The organism is Nostoc sp. DSM 114161 (genome assembly GCF_052692665.1).
On sequence record NZ_CP195141.1, the window covers coordinates 3,766,487 to 3,790,280 of the forward strand.

Genomic DNA, 23,794 nt, shown 5'->3' on the forward strand with positions numbered 1-23,794 from the left:
ATTACGCTAACGCTTTTAACTCAAGTATTGTCATTAATTAAAGTAAGTTTGTCGATCGCATTGGGGATTGGGTATGGGAAAAGGTTAAAGGTTAAAGGGAAAAGGAATAAATTTAATCTTTCCCCTTACCCCTTTCCCTTTCCCCATACCCGATGCCCAAGGCCCAATGCCCAATGCCCCATGCCCCATTCCCAATTCTCCGTAGATAAGGCTTAAGGATGAAAGCACCATTACCTGATAACGAAGCACAGAGAATCGAGACGCTTTTGCAGTATAAAATCCTCGATACACCACCTGAAGCTGCCTTTGACGATCTCACTCGTTTAGCCTCGTATATTTGTCAGACTCCCATTGCCTTAATTAGCTTAATTGATACAAACCGCCAGTGGTTCAAGGCTAAGGTGGGTTTGGATGTGCCAGAAACACATCGCGACCAGGCGTTTTGCGGCCATGCGATTCTACAACCTAATGTTCTTGTTGTACCTGATGCCACAAATGATGAACGTTTCGCCGCAAATCCGCTGGTTACTTCTAACCCAAAAATCCGGTTTTATGCTGGTGTGCCTCTAACTAATCCTCAGGGATATGCACTAGGAACACTTTGCGTGATTGACTACGTACCGCGGAAACTTACTCCACAGCAGATAGAAGGATTACGGACTTTGGGTCGTCAAGTTATGAAGCAACTGGAATTGCGTCGTAATTTGGCAAATTTAGTACTTGTGGCTGATAAAGGCGAACAGTCAAACAAAGTACGCAAACAATTTTTCAAAAGAATTGCAGCGGGCTTTGTTTTAGCATCGGCAATTTTAGCTGTGATTGGCGCAGTTTCTTATCAAAATACAAAAGTATCTACTAATAACCGCAGCATCATCAAAAATATTAATAAAAAAATTAACAGCTTAGAAAAACTACTGTCGCAGACAAAGGACGCCGAGACTGGACAACGTGGTTACATCCTGACTGAAAAAGAAATTTATTTAAAAGCGTATCAACAAGCACTTACTAACGTAGATATAGAAATTACAAAACTAAAGAATTTAACGGCAGGTCAACCAAAGGAACAAAAGCAGATCGCAACGCTTGAATCTTTAGTTGTAGCTAAAGTTACTCAACTAAAACAGACTATCAGTTTGCGCCAAAATCAGGGATTACAAGGGGCGTTGCAGGGACTAATGGCAAATGATGGTCAAAATCTCATGAATGATATCCATAAAAGTGTCTATGAGATAGAGAACCAGGAAAAAGGGCGGCGCCAGCAATTATCGCAAGTTACAAAAGCTTGGACTCGCCAAACAACTTTGACAATTGCGATCGCCATTTGTCTAAGTTTTTTCATTCTGGCTGTAGTCTACTATTTAATCTATCGTGAGGTTTGCGATCGCAAACTCACAGAAGAAATCTTAAACCAAGAACGTAACTTTATCTCAGCAATCCTCGATACGGCTAGTGCTTTGGTAATAGTTACCGACTCCCAAGGGCAAATCGTTCGCTTCAATCAAGCTTGCGAACAAATAACCGGTTATTCCTTTGACGAGGTAAGAGGTAGGCATTTTTGGAACTTGTTTCTACTTCCTGAAGAAATAGAGTCAGTCAAAGCAGTTTTTGAACAACTGCAAGCTGGTAAGAGTTTCCAGGAACACGAAAATTATTGGGTAATGAAGGATGGCACTCACAGACTAATTACCTGGTCGAATACCATTTTAAAAAACCATGACGGTTCTGTAGAATACATTGTTGGTACGGGTATTGATATTACCGAGCGCAAACGAACCCAACAACATCTGAGCGCACAATACGCTGCAAGCCATGTTTTAGCAAATTCCACTACAATCAACGAAGCTATGCCGCAAATTCTTCAGGGAATTTGTGAAAGTTTAGGATGGGATTTGGGCGAAATTTGGATACTAGATCGGCAAGCAAATGTGCTGCGTTTTTTCGATGTCTGGCATAAACCATCCCTTGAAGTACAGGACTTCGTAGCCTGGAAGCAGCAAACAACTTTTGCACCAGGAGTCGGACTACCCGGCCGTGTTTGGGCGAGTTCCGAACCTGTTTGGATTGCTGATGTGGTTAAAGATCTGAATTTTCCTAACTTCAAAATCGCGGCTCAAGTAGGACTACATGCCGCTTTCGGTTTTCCCCTCCGCACTGATAGCAAAATTCTCGGCGTCATTACCTGCTTTAACCGCCAAATCCAAGAACCAGATGAAGGCTTGGCAAAAACCATGAATTTTATTGGCGGACAAGTAGGGCAATTCATTCAGCGCAAACAGGCTGAAGAAGAATTACAACGCCAAAACTTGCGATCGCAACTTTTTACAGAAATCACCTTAAAAATTCGCCAGTCTTTGCAAATCGAAGAAATTCTCGAAATTACTGTCAAGGAGGTGCAAAAAATCCTCCAAACTGACCGAGTATTAATTTATCAACTTCAGCCAGATGAGTCTACAACCACTGTAATTGAAGCAGTAGTTTCTGGCTTACCAGCAATTAAAGAGCAAAACATCACCCCACCCTACTTCCAAGCCGAATACTTACAACAGTACTATCTCCAACAGTACCGTCAAGGACGAGTTGTGGGGCTGGCTAATTTGGATTTCCTCGAACTCGAACAAAAACACCTGGAGTTCATGCAACAATTTGGCGTGAAAGTCAATTTAGTTGTGCCGATTCTGGTTAAAGAAGAACTTCGCGGTTTGCTTATAGTTCATCAGTGTGACTATTCTCACCAATGGTCTAACTTTGAAACTCATCTTTTGCGGCAAATAGCCGACCAAGTAGGTATAGCCATCGCCCAAGCCCAACTATTACAAGCAGAAACTCGTCAACGAAAAGAACTTGAAATTGCTCGTTATCAAGCTGAATTAGCTTCTCAAACCAAAAGTGCTTTTTTAGCGAATATGAGTCACGAAATTCGCACTCCCATGAATGCGGTATTGGGAATGACTAGTTTAGCTTTAGATACTCCCTTAGACCCAGAACAGCGAGATTTTATTGAAACGATTCGCATCAGTGGAGAAGCTTTATTAACTTTAATTAATGAAATTTTAGATCTCTCCAAATTGGAAGTCGGAGAAATGGCTCTGGAGACTCTAGATTTTAATCTATCTACTTGTGTTGAAGAAGTATTGGAATTATTGGCTCCCTCAGCCCATAATAAAGGATTAGAAATTGCCGCGTTGATTGAACATAATGTTCCCATTTATCTCCAAGGAGATGCTGGGAGATTGCGGCAAATTTTGATGAATTTAATTAGCAACGCCATCAAATTTACCAGTGTTGGCGAAGTAGTAGTGGAAGTACAATTACGTTCTCTTTCTTCCACTACAGTTAGTATCTACTTTGCTGTTACAGACACAGGTCTTGGTATTAGTCCTGAAGATGAACCCAGACTGTTTATGCCATTTACCCAAGTCGATGCTTCTACCACTCGCAAGTATGGTGGCACCGGGTTAGGGTTAGCGATTTGTAAACAGCTAGTGACTTTGATGGGAGGAATAATTGGGGTGGAAAGTCAAATTGGAAAAGGATCTAAGTTTTGGTTTGAAGTGCCTTTCGCCAAGCAGCTTGAGCCTGTTTTAAAATTATCCCCACTTTTAATTAATCGCCGCGGCTTAGTAGTAGATGATAACCTTACTAATTGCAAAACGATTCATCATCAAGCTACTAATTGGGGAATGCAAATAGATCGAGCCTACAGTGCAGCAGCAGCACTCAAAGCTATTCAGGAAGCTTGCGAGCAAGGAAATCCCTACGATTTTGCCTTAATTGATATGCAAATGCCCGAAACAGATGGCATTAAACTAGGAGAACAAATTAAAGCCAATTCTACAATTGCTGACATACCTTTAATTATCGCGATCTCAACTAATCAAAGGAATCAAGTACAGCAAGCCCTGAAAATCGGATTTGTGGGTTATTTAGTCAAACCAGTTAAGGCATCTCGACTTTTCGATATGATTGTGAATATTTTACAAACTCAGGCAAAACTAGAACAAGGGACTAGGGAAGAAGTTCAAAATATCACAACTTCAAATATTGCTAACTCATGTCCTATTTACGAAGCTCCAAACCCTAATTCTTCTCATAAATCAAAATTAAAAATTTTACTAGCTGAAGATAATTTAGTCAATCAGAAAGTAACGCTGAAACAAATCCAAACTTTGGGCTATAAAGCTGATGTTGTTGCTAATGGAAAAGAAGTTTTACAGTTATTAGAAAAAATTCCTTATGACTTGATTTTAATGGATTGCCATATGCCTATTCTTGATGGTTTAGAAACTACAAAAGAAATTCATCGTTGGCAAGAGAGTGCTTTTGCTAGTCGTCGTCGTCCCGTGGTAATTGCAATGACAGCTAATGCCATGAAAGAAGATAAACAAAAGTGTTTAAATGCTGGAATGGATGATTATGTCAGTAAGCCGGTCTTGAAAGAAAAATTGGCGACTGTCCTAGACCATTGGGCAGATATTATCCTTTCACAACAGGTGATAGTTGAATGCGAACAAACAGTTTCCCCCATCAGTAACGCTGAAATTGAACAAACAATCAATTGGGAATACCTACATCAGTTATCGGATAATGACAGGCAATTTGAATTAAATCTCTTACAAATCTTCGTTCAAGATATTAAACCCCGTTTAGAGGTCGTCAAAAGTGCGATCGCACTTTATGATTTTGGGCAAATTGTTCGAGAAGCTCATTATCTCAAAGGTGCTAGTAGCAACATTGGAGCCACAGCTATGTACCAAGCAATTGACAAACTAGAACAACAAGCTCTCCAGCAGGGGCATAAAGGCGCTACTAAACTAATTTCAGAAATAGAAGAATTTGTCAACTACATTCAAGAATTTTTAACGGTATCAGTGAAGCAATAGGGATTGGGGCATTGAGGGGTGTGGGAGGTCTGGGAGGTCTGGGAGGAGAGGGGGGCATAAATTCTCTTTCTCCCCACACTCCCCACACTCCCCCATCCTCGCCTCCCTTACACAGCCAAGCCTTGGGTTGCTTCCAGCAAATGTTGATGAACGGATTTTGACGCACCTAAGATCAATCCAGGGAGACTATAGTTTTTACAGTTATATAGTGGCGGCAAAGTCGAACCATCAAGAGTAGTGACAACATAGCCGGCTTCTTTTGCCAAAAAAGCCAGGGCAGCACCATCAATAAATTTGCCAGATCTGATTACTGCTCCACTCAAATCACCAGTGAGAATACCATTAAGATTGGGTATTTGAATCTCACTAGAATAATCATTGGCAATATCAATTACTTGATAGCGATCTTTTAATAGAGGTGCGATCGCATTCATTCCCCATCCTAACAATACAGCAGGTTTGGGTGATGTAATCTCCAAAGGAACGCAGGCTTCTAAATTCATTTCCAGCGTCCCTTTAAAAGTTCCTTCGCCCCTCAAAGCATAATAATAAACATTTTGGGCAGGAGAAATTGCCAACACTGCCTCAAAATCATCCGCATCTAAAATACTAAGAATAATTTGATAATTAGAATGTCCATCCATATAAAATTTCGTGCCATCAATTGGGTCGAGTGTGACTAAGTAATCACCTTCCAGCCCAAGTTCAGTACTACGAAAATACTTGGTGTTTCTAGAACTTTCATACTCTTCACCATAAAAGCGAATCTCTGGAAAACTGCCCAGCAGTACTACTTCCACTAGATTTTGAATCGCTACATCCGCATCAGTAAGTGCAGCCGCAAAAAAGTTATCTTCTTGTTCTTTAATGGGAAGTGCAGCAATTTTTGGTTGCATAAAACGAGCGTAGGCTGCTGCTACTTTCAGATGGGGAAGTAAAGTTGACAAAATTAATCGAGTACTCGGTGTTGTGGGCATTCCAGCAAACTCCTAGCTTGAAAAAACAGACAAGGGGAAACAAGAGGATGAGGAAACAAGCTGAATTGGAAACAAGGAGAATTGCAACAAGTCTTTCCTCTGTTCGCGCAGCGTCTCCTTTAGGAGAAGTTCACCAGGGGTGGCTTTGAGCATCATATCTGCTTGTAGCCTTGTCCCTCTGTCCTCTTGTTCTTTTCCATCATTAACAGACTGACAGAATTTTATATTCGGACAGAATTACGGTATCATGAACTACTATTTTTGGCGATGCCTACACCTGCCGTAACTACTTTAATCTCACCATCTCTATGGTTGAATATCACTTACTCAACCTGGATTTAAGTAGAAGGACTAAATTAAACCTAACTCGATCTCGCCGGATTTCGACTGCGCGGAAGTTGAGCGTAGTCGAAACTCAACCCTCAAAGAATAAGCTTACCGAGCATTGAGCGTACCCTACCCTGCGGGAACGCCAAGGCCGAACGGGATCTTGCTACGCGTAGCGTCTCCCCTTGGGAGAAGCCGAAATGCGTTTTCTAAATAATTGTGTCCACCTACTTAGATCCCCGACTTCTTTAAGAAGTCGGGGATCTGGACAGCTACTTTTGCTGAAGTCAGTGCCATTCATCTCTATGGTTAAGTATACTCATCCCAAGCCACAGGAAAGGAGTAATCTGAAAAAGCAGAGAAAACCTGATTTTCACTGCGGGTTTCTTCATCCAGAACTTTGACGACTTTGTTATAAATATCTTGTGCTTGTTGGGGGGAATCACCGATGCTGGTTAATCCCAACTTGCCAAACTGGGAAAGACAACCCATGAGATGAAAGACTGTGCCTGTCTCAGTACCGCTGTCAAAGTGCAGTCTATAGTCAGCGATGATATCCATTAAATCATTAGGTAATAGTCCCCGATAGCGATCTTTTTGGAGGTTATCAGTGGCAATGTAGTATTTGGGACGACCTTGTTGGCTGTAAAATAAGCCTGTGGAAAGGTCATAGCGGCCGTTCGTCAATAATTTCAAGGTCATGAATGGATGAGTTGTGCCGCCTTTACGCAGGTTAATTTCGATCGCCTGAATATCCCACTCTCCATTACCCTTGTCAACTGCGATAAAATCTACCCCAAATCGCTCTAGGGCGCCTTTTTCGGCTAGCTTTCTACCAACTTGCAGCCCCAATTGCTGTAGTTGCAACCGATACCTTTCATCAGCGGGAAAGCTACAACCAAGATAAATCTGACCGTCCGGGCCTCCAAGAATTTGGTCGTGGGTGGAGAGGATTTCGACTTCGCCGCCGGGGGTAATTCGTCCTTGAACGCTGGGGGAACGCTTAATTTTTCCTTCCACAAATGCTTCTGCAATTGCCCCTAATTCCGGAATTCTTGCCGAAAAATTCTCCCAAGTTTCTTGTTTTGCTTGAAAGCGCATTGTTGAAAAGCGATCGCTAATTGCTGCTACCCTTTGGGCATGACTACTTTTACCAGGTGCGACATTCTCAATTGGTCTTAAATCTACTAGCGCATTTCCTTCTCCAGAAATACCTTCGTTGAGTTTCACCACCATTCTTTGTAATGTCGGTTGGCGTTCCCACAAATCGCTAGCGGCTTCTGCTAAATCGCTGTGATGCCAAACTATTTCGCTACCATCTGGATGTGGTACTTCGCTTTCGCTAAAAATTTGCCGACTACCACTTTTTGTCCCCCAAATCTGTAAATCTGGTGCAGCAGCATACAGCGGTACGCCCAATTTTACAGATAATTCCCCTTCAAAAACCGACGAATTGTAGCAGATCATAAATGCTCTGTCCAGCCTCAATGCTTGACGAATTCGATCTAGTAAGCGGGGGCGTTCTAAAATCTTTTGGCTGAGGGGTTTAAGAGAGGAATCGTAAGTAGAAAGTAGCAACAAGCGATTGCGAGCATGAGAAAACGGGATTCCTGGCAAAAGTTGTAGATAATAATCAATGATACTGGGATGCAGCGGTACTGATGTAACATAAATCAGTCTAGTACGAGGATTCCGCAACCGAATCAAGGAAAATAGTAATCTTTCTTCATAATGTTCGCAGCCCTCAATTTTTCGGAGTTCGCGCTGGTCAATACTCAAAGAGGGAATAATTACAATATCAGCTTCACTATTATCAAATAGCTCGATAGTTTTCCAGCGATCGCGCAGAGTTGATTGCAGATAGCGAAACTTTTCAATCTGCTCTAATTCAGAAACATCCATTGTTGCCATAATCTCTACCTATCGCGATCCAAAAACTACTTTACTGTTCTGGTACATCCCAAGCGACTCATTTGCAGAAAATTAAATAATATTAATTTTCTTGTTCAAAAATTGAGTAATTTCAGAAATTAGTTTCAGCAAACCAGAGAAATTTGACAAAAAATGCTATGAGGTTCTGCGGAAATACCAGCTTAGATTAATATTAACGAAAATAGAAAGGGTTATAGTGCGTATTTTGGCACTTATGAATGTTCAAGTAAAAATTTATATTGAAATTTATCGCTGTATATTACAAAGATGTAGGACTCGTATTTTATTTTTTCAAAAATCAGTACACTTGTGCCTGGCCTGTTCCATCTCTAGGCAAATAATTTAAAAAATCAAAAAAAATCAAATCGGCTCCCTATAGTTATAGATAAATTTGGTAATTACAACACTTTGCAAGTAAATATTAGACAAGAGTGCAAAAGTGCTTTTTGCACTCTTGTGGGAAAAGGCAAAATACCAAACCTTTCCCCCTTTCCCCTTCCCCTTTTCCCAACTTCTGCAACAAGTCTACTTTGGGTTGGGCATCCTGCCACCCTTGTCTACCCCATTAAGATGAAATCTGCTGTATTGTGGTTTGAATTGATTTTACGTCTTAAGGTTGAGGAAATTTCAGGTTACTTTATCTCTGGAGACCGATAAAGACTTGGGACATACATAGTTTACTTAAATACAGATGAAAAGTACAAATCCTTCATATACGAGAGTTGTGTACTTGTTTTTCGTGGTCAGATGAATAACCTGTGTCAGGTGTGAGGAGAAATAAGGCAAGCCGCGTACAATTGTTATTATTAATAAGTACGTTTGGTAAGCACTCGGTGTGTAAAAGCCTAAAATTGCAAAGGCAAGTGGGAGCCAAAGCAAAAAATAAACCTTGGGTTGAATATTCAATCCAAGGTTTACTTTTGGAAATAGGGAATGGGGAGATAGAGAGATAGGGAAGTGTGGGGAGTGTGGGGAGACAGGGGGGAAAGATTTCTTCCACACCTCTCACATACCCCGCTTACCCCATACCCAATTCCCAGTAAATATTCAATTACTAAAACAAGACTTATGCCCAAATCAAAAGAGCAAAAACTACAACCGCCACAGCAACAACAACCACCAGGTACAGAATCAGAAATGACGCCAAAGCCGAAAGCTGATGACGATCGCTATCAGGGTAGTGGTAAGCTACAAAATAAAGTAGCATTAATTACGGGTGCAGATAGTGGTATTGGTCGTGCTGTAGCGATCGCTTTTGCTAAAGAAGGCGCAGACGTAGCAATTCTTTATCTTAACGAACACGATGATGCCAAAGAAACAAAACATTTGGTAGAAAAACAAGGGCGGCGTGCAGTAACTATAGCAGGTGATATTGGCGATGAAAACTTTTGCCAGCAAGCCATACAGCAAACAATTGGTGAATTTGGCAAACTCGATATTTTAATCAACAACGCTGCCGAACAACATCCCAAACAAAGTATTGAGGAAATCACCAAAGAGCAATTAGAGCGAACTTTTCGCACTAATATATTCTCTATGTTTTTCATGACTAAAGCTGCACTCAAGCACTTAAATGAAGGCAGTTCCATCATCAATACCACATCGGTGACAGCTTATAAAGGTAATCCCCAACTACTAGATTATTCTTCCACAAAAGGTGCGATCGTTGCCTTTACTCGTTCCTTATCACAAAGTTTAGTATCGAAAGGAATTCGTGTTAACGCTGTCGCACCAGGCCCTATTTGGACACCTTTAATCCCCTCAACTTTTCCCGAAGAGAAAGTTGAAACTTTTGGCAAGCAAGTACCAATGCAACGAGCCGGACAACCAGAAGAAGTTGCACCTAGCTATGTATTTTTAGCATCAGATGACGCTTCTTATATGTCTGGTCAAGTCTTACATGTTAATGGTGGAGATGTTGTCAACGGCTAAATCAAAAAATTAGTCATTGGTCATTAGTCATTAGTCATTTGTGAACTACAGAGGAGAACGGTTAAAGTGTCTTACAATTTTTAAGACCATCTTCACGAAGAGGGGGAAAGGTAACAATTTTGGAGGGGGATTGTGACAAGAACACCAAAATCAAACCACGCGAGATCGAGGTGGCTTTAAACCCGTATTGGGGAAAAGAAAAGAAAAAATCTATTCGGATTTCAAATAATTTTTTCCTTTCCCCTTTTCCCCTCCCTTTCGTAACTTTCTAAAAGATCGCAAATGACTAATGACAAATAAATAATCACTCTTAAATCTTCCCCTGGGTTTCATCCATTGGGGAGAGGATTTGATGTTTAAAAATTGCTAATATACCTAGTAGCAAACGTTTAACAAAAAATAACTATCTCTATGGCATCTCCCGAAACATTGCATGGTAGAGAACTAGTAGATTGTGCTAGAGCAAATGCTAAGCAAGGAATTGAAACTGCTGCTTATCAATGTGGCTATGGTGAAGATCTCAACAAATTTGCGCGAGAACTCAGGCAGGCTTGCGAAGAAATGAATTTGCAAGTAAAGGAACTTAGCGAACTGATTACCGAACAGGACTTGATATTGCAATTGGGTACTGGCGAAATCGTTGCTCCAGATACGGCATCAGAATTGTAAAATTTAGTCATTAGTCATTTGTCTTTAGTCATTAGTCATTTGTCGTTTGTAAATCAAAAATGACCAATGACTAATGACAGTTTTTATATCTTTAAAATCATCCGTGCCAAATTGAAGTAAATCAAAACGCCGAGTACATCAACTGCTGTGGTAATGAATGGTGCTGACATTAATGCTGGATCTAAGCGCAGAAAACGAAATAGAAATGGCAGTGCCGAACCAGAGACGGAAGCTAAAATAGAAATCGCTACCAGACTAGTGCCTACAGCGATCGCTACTTCTAATCGTCCTTGCAAAAAGTAAGCCCAGACAGTAGCGATGGTACCTAGCATTGCTCCTAATAAAGCACCTGCGATCGCCTCACGTCCAATTACTTGCAATGAACCAAGCGATCGAATTTCATCGGTGTTCATCCCGCGAATTACAACTGTGGAAGACTGGGCACCTACGTTACCACCAGTACCAGTAAGTAAGGGTATAAATGCTGTCAGTGCTACCACTCTTGCTAAAATATCTTCTTGGGACTTAATAATCGTTCCTGTGACGGTATTGGTTAAAAGTAAAACCAATAACCATAAAACCCGCTTCCGAGCAACTTCTAATAAATTCATCTGAAAATAGTTGTCGCCCCCAGACTGCACGCCACCACCCAAGGCATAGATATCTTCGGTGGTTTCTTGTTGCAGAATATCAATCACATCATCAACAGTAACAATACCTACTAGACGCTGTTCTCGATCTACCACAGGCACAGCCAAAAAATCATATCTTTGGATTAATCTAGCAACTTCTTCTTGGTCTGTATCGGTGTGGACAAACACCACATCACGCGTCAGAATTTCGCCGATAATTTCTTCTGGCTGAGATGTCACCAATTCCCGCAACGATACAATTCCTGTTAACCGCCTTGCCGCATCGGTGACATAAAGATAATAAATCATCTCACTGGCATTAGCTAAGTTGCGAATTCGCTCTAGAGCTTGAGATACTGTCAAGTTTTCTTTGAGCGAAATGAACTCTAGAGTCATGATTCGCCCAGCAGTATCAGCCTCATAACCCAATAACAGGCCTGTCGCTTGTCGTTCCGCTGGACTTAGTTGTTCTAGGAGACGATTAACGACTTTTGCCGGTAACTCATCAAATAACCTCGCCCGGTCATCCGATGACATTCGATCCACAATATCACAGACTTCCTGACTTTTAAGTTCCTCAAGTAACCGTTCTTGAACGGTGTAGTCAAGATACTCATAAACCTCGATAGCTTCATCCTTAGAAAGCAAGCGAAAAGCCAAAGCGTGCATCGCTTCTGGCAAACCCTCAATTGCCTCGGCAATATCCGCAGGCTGCACAGGTACGAGAATAGCTTTTGCTCCCTGCAAGTCCCCTGCTTCTAGGAGCATTTGCAGCTGAGTCCGCACTAAATCCCGCAATTCCCTGCGTGAGACATTCTGGAAGGTAGAGTTTAAATTGTTTGTCTCAGTCAAAGTTCACTTTCCTCAGCCAGTTTGAACAAAGTTGCTGCCATTAGTCTAGGGGAAAGTGGGGATATAGAACGTCAAACTTATGATTTTTCCCAACTTCAGCTGATTATACTTAACTGCCAATGAAGCGATCGCTGTTACATCAGTAATTTACTAACTCTTGTAACGAAAATTTAGTTTTAGAGTCAAAATGAAGTAACAGATAAATAATACTTTTTAAAATCTTTAAATATACAAAATTTCTTTATGAAATTTTTATATAACTATTATTTACAGGCAAAAAAATATGAGAATATTCTATATATGCGTAATTTTTATTTAAAAATCATAAAAAATTTCATGTATCTTTAAAAATCCATATTTAATATGAATATTTAAACAAAGTTGCATAAAAGACATAGACATAATACGGTGATGTGGTGTCAAATGTTCAATTGTATTGAACTCAGAAATACATATCAGTACAAGTGAGGTACTAAAACACCACTTACGTGTATACTTACTTTGATGGAGTATTGACTTATTTGCTGAAAAATTTCATGTGATTTTGTTATCAGGTTAAATTATCACTCGTTTATGCCGATTTATATTTTTTACATAAATTGACAAAACTGAATTGATACACATCATAAAACCTGAAATTTCTAGAAAACCAAGTTTAATCATGGCCAATGCGCCATATAACTAGTCTCTAGTATTTCAGAAGTACATATTTTCCTATATATCTGGTTGCTTTTAGCGGAGATATAGGAAGATGTGTAACTCTATGCTGGTTGATTTTTAACTTGTTACAAATCCACAGTAAAGGATCGGATTCAATACTCAAAAGAACAGATGGCGAAAATGTGTATCCGCATTGATTAATATATAAAGAAGTAAGTAAATTCCATTAGGGTGGCTACACATTTTCCTTCAAAACATTCGATTCAAAACTAATCCCAAGCTATTGATTATGGCATTAGTTTTAGCTTTATTATGAGGCACATATATCAATGAACGATTTACAGAATCAAAATAATTCACTCTCTCTAACATCTACAAGTCCAGTAATTGGCGGTCAATCATCTCTAGCAGCCCTCGATCAAGCGCAACCAAGTATATTGGGTGGGTCTAGTAACGCCATTTCTCAGGGAAATGGACTCAAAGGAGAATACTTTGACAACGTTGATTTTACTAACCTGAAGGTAACTCGCACAGATAGCACAGTGAACTTTTTGTGGGGTAATGCTTCACCAGATGCGCTCATCGGTGCTGACACCTTCTCGGTGCGTTGGACAGGTCAGGTAGAAGCTAAATACAGCGAGAATTACAACTTCTACACCAAAACTGATGATGGCGTGCGGCTGTGGGTGAATAATCAGCTGCTGATTGATAAATTTGTCAATCAAGGAAGCACAGAACATACTGGTTCCATCGCCTTGGTTGCAGGTCAAAAGTACGATATTAAAGTTGAGTACTTCGAGAATACTTACTCTGCGGTTTCTCAACTATCTTGGTCGAGCAACTCTCAAGCCAAAGAAATTATTCCTCAGTCCCAACTTTATACTCCGGTAAGTTCGTCTGTCGGTAATGGCAACGGACTAAAAGGAGAATACTTTGACAACGCTGATTTTACTAACCTGAAGGTAACTCGCACAGATAGCAAGGTGGATTTTAAGTGGGGCAGTAGTTCTCCAGATCCGCTCATCGGTGCAGACACCTTCTCGGTGCGTTGGACGGGTCAGGTACAAGCTAAGTACAGCGAGACTTACAACTTCTACACTAGTAGTGATGATGGCGTGCGACTGTGGGTGAATAATCAGCTGCTGATTGATAAATTTGTCAATCAAGGAAACACAGAACATACTGGTTCCATTGCCTTAGTTGCAGGTCAAAAGTACGATATTAAACTTGAATATTTCGAGAATACTTATTCTGCGCTTTCTCAACTATCTTGGTCGAGCAACTCTCAAACCAAAGAAATTATTCCTCAATCTCAACTTTATACTCCGGTGAGTACACCTGTCGGTAATGGCAACGGACTCAAAGGAGAATACTTTGATAACGCTGATTTGACTAACCTGAAGGTAACTCGCACAGATAGCAAGGTGGACTTTAAGTGGGGCAGTAGTTCTCCAGATCCGCTCATCGGTGCAGACACCTTCTCGGTGCGCTGGACGGGTCAGGTAGAAGCTAAGTACAGCGAGACTTACAACTTCTACACCAGTAGTGATGATGGCGTGCGACTGTGGGTGAATAATCAGCTGCTGATTGATAAATTTGTCAATCAAGGAAACACAGAACATACTGGTTCCATTGCCTTAGTTGCAGGTCAAAAGTACGATATTAAACTTGAATACTTCGAGAATACTTATTCTGCGCTTTCTCAACTATCTTGGTCGAGCAACTCTCAAACCAAAGAAATTATTCCTCAATCTCAACTCTATTCACCAGCCCTGTCAACCACTATCACCTTAAGCACATCTCCTACCAGTGTGAACGAAGGAGATGGTAATGTGGCGGTTACTGTGCTGAGGACTGGCGATCTAAGTGGTACATCTACAATTAAGTATGCAACCTTAGCTGGTACTGCAACAGTAGGGAATGACTACGCCAATGGCGGGGAAGAAATAGGGGGGACGCTCACTTTTGCACCAGGAGAAAGTAGCAAACAAATCCTCATTCCGATTTTTGATGATTCATTAGCAGAATCAGATGAGAATTTTAGTGTAGCTATCGATCAGCCAGAGGGTGCAACGCTGGGAATCCAAAGAACTTTGGGAATTACAATTAAAGATAATGATAGCCAAGGTCTGAGTTTCAGTCAGCCAGTAGTTAAGGAGAATGATGGTACTGCACAAGTAATAGTTACGCGGAATAATGCTTCGGGAGCTGCTAGTGTAAACTATACAACTGTGGATGGAACTGCTAAAGCTGGATCTGACTATGTAGCTCTAGCTGGAGCCTTGAACTTTGCAGTAGGGGAAACTAGTAAGACTATTTCCATTTCCCTGAAAGATGATTCCGTTACAGAAGGCGATGAAGCGTTTACTTTGAAGTTTAGTAACGCAGTTGGGGTGTTGCTGCCTATTACTCAGACGACAATAACTATTAACGATAATGACTTAGGTGACTTCAAGAGAGAAACTGTAGTTTCTGGGTTGACTACACCTATAGACTTTGGCTGGTCAGCCGACGATAAGCTGATGTTCGTTGCCCAGAAAGATGGGGTAGTGAAGGTGTTCGACACCAGTACGGGTGTCTTAGAATCAAAGCCATTTATTGATATTTCATCCCAGGTAAATAACATATCCGATCGCGGCTTGTTAAGTTTGGCGGTACATCCAGATTTTGGCAAGAATCCCAATGGCAACAACTATGTTTACCTGCTGTTTACCTACGATCCAGTAGAAACAAATCCAAACAATTCCAAAAATAATCCCAATAGCACCTTAGACGATGCCGATAGGCGAGGTAACCGTGCAGCACGGCTAATCAGAGTCACAGCCGATGCCAACACTGGTTACAAAACAGCGATCGCTGGCAGTGCAGTTATACTAGTAGGCAAAAATAGCGTTTGGGATTACATCAGTCGCCCAGATAAAGACAGCACATTTGTCGATCCTAACGATGAAACCAAGAATGAAGCACCATCTGGTATTTTAAACAAAACCACTAACAAATTATTTGCCAACGCCCAGGAATATGTGGACGCTTTGAAAAACAACAACATCAAAAACGTCCAGGATTTCGTAGCAACCGATAGTTCAACCCACTCCGGTGGTAGTGTACGCTTTGGTAACGATGGTACTCTGTTTGTCAGCTTTGGTGATGGTACTTCCTACAATCGAGCAGACATCCGAGCAGCTCGCGTTCAAGATATCGATAATTTATCTGGTAAAATCCTGCACATTGACGCCATCACTGGTCAAGGTTTAGCAAGCAATCCTTTCTACAACGGCGATCCCAATAGCAATCGTTCCAAAGTTTATGATTTAGGTCTGCGTAACCCCTTCCGCTTCACCGTAAATCAAGACACTAATGTTCCTTTCATCGGCGATGTAGGCTGGTACAAGTGGGAAGAGGTGAATGTTGGCGGCCCGGGCAAAAACTTTGGTTGGCCATTCTATGAGGGTGGTATTGATGCAAATGGCAATCTCATTAATATCAAACAACCCGCCTATGCTAATCTCGACATAGCCAAGGATTTCTACGCTAGTGGTGAAACCATTACAGCACCAATTTATGCCCGCGATCATTTAAGCGGTTCTACTTCTATCGGCGTCGGTACTTTTTACACTGGTGGTGCCTTTAATAATGCTTTGATGAGCTTCGATCCCACCAATGGAACTATCATTGCTTTCACATTGAACAATCAGAACAAAGTTATTGCAACTACACAGTTTGCTTCCAATTTAGGAGCACCTGTGAGCGTTCAGGCTGGAGATGATGGCAAGTTGTACTACGCAGACTTGATCTCAGGAAAGATTGATAGCTGGACACCTGTTTAAAGTAACTGGGAAGTAGGGAGAGGAGTTGACTTCTGAGGCTCAACTTTGACCTTCTGAGGCTCAACTTTGACCTTCTGAGACTCAACGTTGACCTTCTGAGGCTCAACGTTGACCTTCTGAGGCTCAACTTTGACCTTCTGAAGCTCGACGTTGACCTTCTGAGGCTCGACGTTGACCTTCTGAGGCTCAACTTTGACCTTCTGAAGCTCAAGGTTGACCTTCTGAGGCTCAAGGTTGACCTTCTGAGGCTCGACGTTGACCTTCTGAGGCTCGACGTTGACCTTCTGAGGCTCAACTTTGAAACTTACACGTTGAATCCAATGCCACTAACATATACTACTGACATCAGAAACAGCTTAAATCCTCACTGCTTTGGCGATCGAAATTGCTCGATCGCCATAAGGCATTTGGCAAAGATGCGATCGCCACTTTACACCCAACTCCACCCATCTTAAACTCAAAAGCGATGCATCAATCCGCAAGTTAAACGCACCAGCCACAGTCCCAGGTTGTTGTAGAGCCGTGCAATCATCTCATCAAACCCAGCAGTTAAACGGGTATCTGCATGAAGAAATAACACTACAGCACCCACATTCATTTGCACAGCACGACCGGAAGATGATGAGATAACTTTGACACCTAAAAACTAAGCTATTTCTTTGGTATCATCGCTAGAGCCGCCATCTACGACAATAACTTATATATTTATACTGCCTTTGGTAGTAGCAATTGCTTCTTCAATATTTCCGGCCTCATTAATAGCCGGAATGATAATAGAAATTTTGGCTGCGTCAATATTCTCACTCATGATTGCTGAGTTTTCTGTTCCGCTTTGTCAGGAAATGAACACTCTACGGTTATCTTAAGATTACTTTCAGCCGTGCCTTTAGTTATATAAGGTATACCCGCTTCACCGCCGACTTTGATGCCAAATTCTAGAGTGACTTTATCAATATTAGCAACAGGGATTTTCTTAAAAGCATTGAGTGAATAAACGGTGTAAGCCCGAATTGTACCTTCAATTGCTTGGAAATTTTGCACTATCTGTTTTTGTGCAGCATCAGCATCCCATCCTTTATCAATTAATGCTTCTTCTTCTCCTTCTGGAGAAACTTCGATGTTAACTGGTGGTGCATCTACATTATCTGTGGCTTCAATGTAAATAATCGTGCCATCTTCTAAATAGATAGGTGTGAGTTGAGTCATGGAATAAGCCTCGTTTAAAAGAATTGCGGCTAGGGGCTTTACATCTGTCATTGGTGTCAAATTAAGCTCAAACGCTTATCCCACAAGCATTTTACCCCACCCCCAACCCCTCCCCTTAGCAAGGGGAGGGGAGGTTTTGCGCCAGCAAAACCGGGGTGGGGTAACGCGGATCTTGATGCTAAGTGAGTAGAACTCGCTCATTACGTTTTCATCAGGGTTTCACGTTAAATTGACACCAATGTACAGCTGTAAAGCCCCTACACATTTTTACGGAAAATGCGGTAAATTTCTTGTAGAAGCTGGAAATAATGCAACTAAACTATCATAAAGCTTATTAATATGAGTCGAGACGCTTTAGTGGTGGCAATTAATACCTATGACCGCTTAAAGAGTCTTAACGCGCCAGCTAGTGATGGTGAAGCGATCGCTCAAATTTTACAACAGTACGGCGAATTTCGAGTAACGCGGCTACCAGCAGTCAAAGATAAGGAAAACCAGACAATTCGCATTGGTAAGCAAACTAAAGTTAGTTTAACTCAGTTAGAAAAAGCCATAGTCCAATTATTTAAACCAGATGGAAAGCCGCCAGATACGGCGCTGCTGTATTTTTCTGGTCATGGTTTGCGGAAAAATGTCGGAATTCAGGAGGGCTTTTTAGGGACGAGTGAAGTCAACCCTGACGCGGGGAATTGGGGACTATCTCTACAATGGCTGCGGCGACTGCTGCAAGAAAGTGAAGTCAGACAACAAATTGTGATTTTGGATTGCTGCTATAGCGGAGAAGTGCTAAATTTTGCAGAGGCAGATCCAGGCGATCGCGGTAAAGGCAGAGACAGGTGTTTTATTGCGGCTTCTCGTGATTTTGAAGTTGCTTTTGAAGAGATTAACAGCCAACACAGCGTTCTCACCGCTGCACTAGTTCAAGGTTTGGAACCAAAACAAGACCGTTGGGTAAGTAACTACACTTTAGTAGATTTGCTCAATCAACAATATCATCCCTTTCCCCAGCGTCCCATTTTTGCGAACTCTGGTGAAGCAATTAATCTCACCCGCAAATGGAATTCCTCTGTTGTTAACTCCACAGTAGAAATATCAGCTATTTGTCCTTACAAAGGCTTGTCTTATTTTGATTGCACAGAAGCAGATGCTAAATTATTTTATGGCAGAACAGCGTTAACTGATGAATTATTAGAAAAAGTGCGATCGGGTAATTTCCTCGCTGTCTTGGGAGCATCAGGAAGTGGCAAATCTAGTGTTGTTAGAGCAGGTTTACTTTATCAATTAAAGTTAGGACGTAGGTTATCAGGTAGCGATACTTGGCAGTTGAAAATATTTCGACCAGGGATTAATCCCTTACAAAATTTAGCACTGGCATTTGTAGAATCAGAATTATCAGATATTGACCGAGCCTCACAATTAGCTAAAGCAGAAGAATTAATAGCTAAAGGCGCAGTTGGTTTAGGACAGTTGATTACTGCTAGTCAAACTCAACGTGTAGTGTTAGTGGTAGACCAATTTGAAGAAACTTTTACTCAATGTCAAGACATTACAAAACGACAGCAGTTTTTTGAATGTGTGCTAGATGCTTTGCAACGGGATGATAATAAACTCTGCCTCATAATTACAATGCGGGCTGATTTTTTTGGTAAATGTCTGGAACAAGAGTATGGCGGACTAGCTAAGAAGATTCAAGAGCATTTAGTAACAGTAACACCGATGAATCGGGAAGAATTAGAAACAGCAATTATCAAACCTGCCCAACAGGTGAACTTAGAAGTAGAACCAGAATTAGTTTCTCAGATGATTGCAGATGTAGAAAATTCACCGGGGAGTTTACCGTTGTTGCAGTACACGCTGACAGAACTATGGCAGCAAAGAACTGAAGAACGGTTAACCCTAACTACGTATAGCAAACTAGGTGGAGTCAGGGGAACCCTGCAAACACGCGCTACACAAGTTTATGAGTCATTATCACTTGAGGAACAGCAAGCAACAAAGCGGATTTTTTTAGAATTGACGCAGTTGGGAGAAGGGACAGAAGATACACGTAGACAGGTTGTGCAACGAGATTTAGTTACTTCACAGCATCCAGAAGTTGTGATTAATAGAATAATTCAACGGTTAGCTGATGAGAAGCTAGTTGTCACCAGTACCTTATCTAATCAAATTGCTGTGGTAGATGTGGCACATGAAGCACTGATTCGCCATTGGTTGCTATTACGCAAATGGATTGAGGAAAGTCGGGATGTATTGCGACAAAAGCGAAAGATTGAAGTGGCGGCTGTGGAATGGCAAGATAAGGGAAAAGTAAAAGATTATCTGCTTCAGGGAAAACGTTTAACAGAAGCAAAGGTTTTTCAGAAAGAACAATCTAAAAATTTGAGATTATCCAACCTAGCTATTAATTTTATTCAAGTAAGCATCAGGCAAAGGTGGAGTAATCGCTTTAAATCAATAGTTTTTTTCTCAATTATTCCGCTAGGTTTATCAATATATTTAGGCATTGTAGCGGAGAAAGAGATCAGGATAAGGGAACTTTGGCAAACCGTCGATGCTGATAAGGGTAAAGAGTATAGTCAAGCCAGAAATCAAGCACTTGAAAAGCTGGTAAAAGCTGGTGAGAGTCTAACTAACCGAGATTTTAGCAATGCCAACCTCAGCCGTACCAACCTCATCAAAGCCAACCTCAACAGTACCAACTTCAGTGGTGCTAACCTCAGTGATGCTGACCTCGGTGGTGCTGACCTGGAATTTGCCAACTTCAGTCATGCCAACCTCAGCCATGCCAACCTCCTCCAGAACTACCTGAACTATGCCAACTTCAGTCATGCCAACCTCATCGGAGTTAGACTGGCTGGTGCAAATCTCTGGGGGGTCAACCTCGAAGGTGCTAACCTCAGCAACGCTAACCTCGAAGCTGCTAACCTCGGTGGTGCTAACCTCAGCAACGCTAACCTCAGCAATACTGAACTTATTCGTGCCGTTTATACTAAGGAAACTAAGTTTCCTAAGAATTTCAATCCTGCTAATAAAACAATGTATTTGATTGATTCTAATGCTGACCTCAGTGGTGCTGACCTCGGTGGTGCTTACCTTAGAAGTGCTAACCTCGAAGCTGCCGACCTCAGCTTTGCTAACCTCGAAGCTGCTAACCTCGGTGGTGCTAATCTCAGCAATGCTGACCTCATTGGTGCTAACCTCAGCAATGCTGACCTCATTGGTGCTAACCTCAGTGGTGCTAACCTTAGACGTGCTGTTTATACTAAGTCAACTAAGTTTAGCGACGATTTCAATCCTGCTGACAAACAAATGTATCTAATTGATAATGATACCAACCTTAAGGGTATCAACCTCAGAGGTACCAACCTCAGAAGTATTAGTTACCTCAACAGTGTTGACCTCAGCTATGCTGACCTCAGCTATGTCAACCTTAGCGATGCTGACCTCCGCCAGACCAATCTCAGCTATGTTAATCTTAGCAATGCCTACCTCGTCAATGCTAACCTCAGCAATACTAACCTCAGTGGTGCTAACCTCCAAGATGCCGACTTCCGCAGTATCAAAAACCTGACTTCTGAGCAAGTGAAAGCTGCTAAAAATTGGGAGAAGGCAATATATGACGAGGATTTTCGTGCCAAACTTGGGTTATCACCAGAACCAGCTAAGTGAACATTGCTGGCAATGAGTTTTATAATTAAGCGATCGCAGAGCTAATCTAAAAAAATGGTATCAAATAGCGATCGCTCTTTTCGAGATTGCTTTGCTAGCAATGAGTTTTTATAATTAGGCGATCGCACCCCACAAAAACGAACCCTGAAGCGGCTATCCTCGACTCAATAGTGGCTATCCTCGACTCAATAGTGGCTATTCTCGACTCAATAGTGGCTTTCCTCAACTCAATAGCGGCTATCCTCGACTCAATAGCGGCTATTCTCGACTCATTAGTGGCTATTCTCGACTCATTAGTGGCTATTCTCGACTCATTAGCGGCTATCCTCGACTTTGCATCTAATCTGAAAAAATTGCAATTCAATTAGTTTTGGTAAAGTATCAAGTCTCACTATTAGTTATTAATATGAAGAAAGAGGAGATTGTGAAATGGATAATTTAACTCAATATCAAAATTTAATCAAGAAAATATTAACAAAATATCAAAAAATATCTTCACAAGTTACTGTAGCGCTTTATATCGAATTTTTAGGAAAATGATTTTTTGATAAATGACAATCTTTACTAAAATTGATTGCTGTCTGTATAAGCAGAGTTTTATAATACTTAGGTAAATTTTATATCTAAATCTATGTTGAAGTCTTGGGAATCAAAACTGCGAAATTTACGGGTTGAACTGCTAGGAAGTGTTCCCGATCTTCTGCTTAAACCTTTTGCCAATTCTAGCGATGTATTCAAGAAAATCAATCCTTATAACTTTTACATACTTTTGAATATTCAAGACAAATATATTGGGCGACCACTTCTGATAAAAGGCAGCTATGAACAAAGCGCATCAGAAACATTTGTCAAATATCTCAAGCCAGATTCTTGTATTATAGATATTGGAGCTAATATAGGCTATTATAGTTTACTCGCTGCCAGCCAATGTCCTCACGGTAAAGTGTTTAGTTTTGAACCTGACAACAATAATTTTCAACTTTTGAAAACGAGTATTGCTTATAACGGATTTGAGGAAATTATCCAACTATATAATTTTGCTGTCAGCGATGCAAATAAAACTATTATTATTTCTGACCTGGGTAATACATCTAATTCTGGCGCTAGGGTTACTTCAGAAAATGAAAATTTGTTAAAATCCGTAGTTTCTGCTCCAAATGCAAACTTTAAAAAGATAGAAGCTGTTCAACTTGATAGTTTTTTAAAAGAAATTAAAGTAGATATAGTCAAAATTGACATTGAAGGACATGAACCTTACGCTATCCGGGGTATGATGAATATTCTCAAGCGAGATAAACCTATTATTTTTGCCGAATTTGCGCCTTCAAATCTCAAGTTATTCGGTGGAATAGAACCATCGGATTTTTTAGATATATTTTTAGATATTGGCTATTATATTTCTCTAGTTGAAAGAAGTGGTAAATTAATTAAATTTGGTAAAGAGATTCCAGCACTTATGAGTTACTTTGAGCAACAAAAAACTCATCATCTTGATATTATTTTGACAGTTGAATGACTTTTGAGTTTTAATTGCGCTAAATTTTATGCCATCCCTAATTTAGTTACTATGACAGCGATCGCCATTAAATTAAACTCCATCATCCAACTCACCGACAACCAATTTTATCAACTCTGTCGGGAAAATCCTGAAATCAAATTTGAACGCAATGCAGCCGGAGAACTGCTAATCATGCCACCCACAGGCGGAGAAACTGGAAATCGTAATTTTGAAATTTGTGTTGAATTCGGAATTTGGAATCGTCAAACTCAATTAGGAATTTGCTTTGATTCTTCCACATGCTTTAAACTTCCTAATGGTGCTAACCGTTCTCCTGATGTTGCTTGGATAATAAAAGAACGCTGGGATGCACTCACCCCCGAACAAAAAGAAAAGTTTCCCCCAATTGCACCAGATTTTGTTTTGGAGTTAATGTCTCCTAGTGATAGTTTGCGAGAAACGCAAGAGAAAATGCAAGAATATATCGATAATAGAGTCAAATTAGGTTGGTTAATTAATCCTAAAATGCGGCAAGTTGAAATTTATCGTCTTGGTCAACCAGTAGAAATATTAACATCTGGTCAAGAATTATCAGGAGAAGATGTTTTACCAGGATTTATTTTAAATTTGTCAATTATCTGGAGATAGATATCTATTATTTTTAATTTACCAACCAAAAATATAAAACTCTAAAAACAGGGAGTTAAGATTACTCTTAGCTCCCCAATAAATT

Annotated in this window: 12 protein-coding genes and 1 pseudogene; 8 read left to right on the plus strand and 5 right to left on the minus strand. The window is 40.8% G+C overall.

From position 1 onward, the window contains the following. Positions 1-218: 218 nt before the first annotated feature. A complete protein-coding gene (locus NSTC745_RS16400) occupies positions 219-4,880 on the plus strand; it encodes a GAF domain-containing protein (RefSeq protein WP_445638083.1) in 4,662 nt (1,553 codons plus the stop codon). Positions 4,881-4,987: 107 nt separating this feature from the next. On the opposite strand, the gene NSTC745_RS16405 is transcribed toward NSTC745_RS16400, so the two are convergent. Then, on the minus strand, positions 4,988-5,857 hold the full coding sequence (locus tag NSTC745_RS16405; protein ID WP_445638084.1) for an inositol monophosphatase family protein: 870 nt from the start codon (positions 5,855-5,857) through the stop codon (positions 4,988-4,990). A gap of 636 nt (positions 5,858-6,493) precedes the next feature. After that, entirely contained in the window at positions 6,494-8,095 is a 1,602-nt protein-coding gene (locus NSTC745_RS16410; protein ID WP_445638085.1) for a peptide ligase PGM1-related protein, read from the minus strand. A 1,089-nt stretch (positions 8,096-9,184) separates the two neighbouring features. On the opposite strand from NSTC745_RS16410, the gene NSTC745_RS16415 reads away from it, so the two are divergent. Both NSTC745_RS16415 and NSTC745_RS16420 read left to right on the plus strand, forming a co-directional pair. Continuing rightward, complete coding sequence (locus tag NSTC745_RS16415) at positions 9,185-10,048, plus strand: SDR family oxidoreductase (protein ID WP_445638086.1); 864 nt, start codon at positions 9,185-9,187, stop codon at positions 10,046-10,048. A gap of 411 nt (positions 10,049-10,459) precedes the next feature. Continuing rightward, on the plus strand, positions 10,460-10,717 hold the full coding sequence (locus NSTC745_RS16420; RefSeq protein WP_096542112.1) for a hypothetical protein: 258 nt from the start codon (positions 10,460-10,462) through the stop codon (positions 10,715-10,717). Positions 10,718-10,800: 83 nt separating this feature from the next. Here the strand turns inward: NSTC745_RS16420 and mgtE are convergent, their stop codons facing one another. Then, on the minus strand, positions 10,801-12,201 hold the full coding sequence (mgtE, locus tag NSTC745_RS16425; protein WP_445638087.1) for a magnesium transporter: 1,401 nt from the start codon (positions 12,199-12,201) through the stop codon (positions 10,801-10,803). A gap of 989 nt (positions 12,202-13,190) precedes the next feature. Here mgtE and NSTC745_RS16430 point away from each other — a divergent pair. Further along, positions 13,191-16,688 (plus strand): PA14 domain-containing protein, encoded by a 3,498-nt coding sequence (locus tag NSTC745_RS16430; RefSeq protein WP_445638088.1) that lies wholly within the window; start codon positions 13,191-13,193, stop codon positions 16,686-16,688. Between the two features lie 365 nt (positions 16,689-17,053). Here NSTC745_RS16430 and NSTC745_RS16435 read toward each other — a convergent pair. Together NSTC745_RS16435 and NSTC745_RS16440 are read right to left on the minus strand one after the other, a co-directional pair. After that, positions 17,054-17,496: pseudogene (locus tag NSTC745_RS16435) on the minus strand (glycosyltransferase); the annotation flags it as partial. Beyond that, entirely contained in the window at positions 17,493-17,945 is a 453-nt protein-coding gene (locus NSTC745_RS16440; RefSeq protein WP_445638089.1) for a CU044_2847 family protein, read from the minus strand. The pseudogene NSTC745_RS16435 and the gene NSTC745_RS16440, both read right to left, overlap by 4 nt. A 288-nt stretch (positions 17,946-18,233) precedes the next feature. Here NSTC745_RS16440 and NSTC745_RS16445 point away from each other — a divergent pair, with 288 nt between their 5' ends. The 4 genes from NSTC745_RS16445 (at position 18,234) to NSTC745_RS16460 (ending at position 23,709) form a co-directional block, all read left to right on the plus strand. Beyond that, entirely contained in the window at positions 18,234-21,563 is a 3,330-nt protein-coding gene (locus tag NSTC745_RS16445) for an nSTAND1 domain-containing NTPase (RefSeq protein ID WP_445638090.1), read from the plus strand. A gap of 170 nt (positions 21,564-21,733) precedes the next feature. Then, positions 21,734-21,931 (plus strand): hypothetical protein, encoded by a 198-nt coding sequence (locus NSTC745_RS16450; RefSeq protein WP_445638091.1) that lies wholly within the window; start codon positions 21,734-21,736, stop codon positions 21,929-21,931. Positions 21,932-22,194: 263 nt separating this feature from the next. Continuing rightward, a complete protein-coding gene (locus NSTC745_RS16455; RefSeq protein ID WP_445638092.1) occupies positions 22,195-23,079 on the plus strand; it encodes an FkbM family methyltransferase in 885 nt (294 codons plus the stop codon). A gap of 51 nt (positions 23,080-23,130) precedes the next feature. Further along, the gene (locus NSTC745_RS16460) at positions 23,131-23,709 is read left to right on the plus strand and encodes a Uma2 family endonuclease (RefSeq protein ID WP_445638622.1); all 579 of its coding nucleotides are present in this window, start codon (positions 23,131-23,133) and stop codon (positions 23,707-23,709) included. Positions 23,710-23,794: the final 85 nt, after the last annotated feature.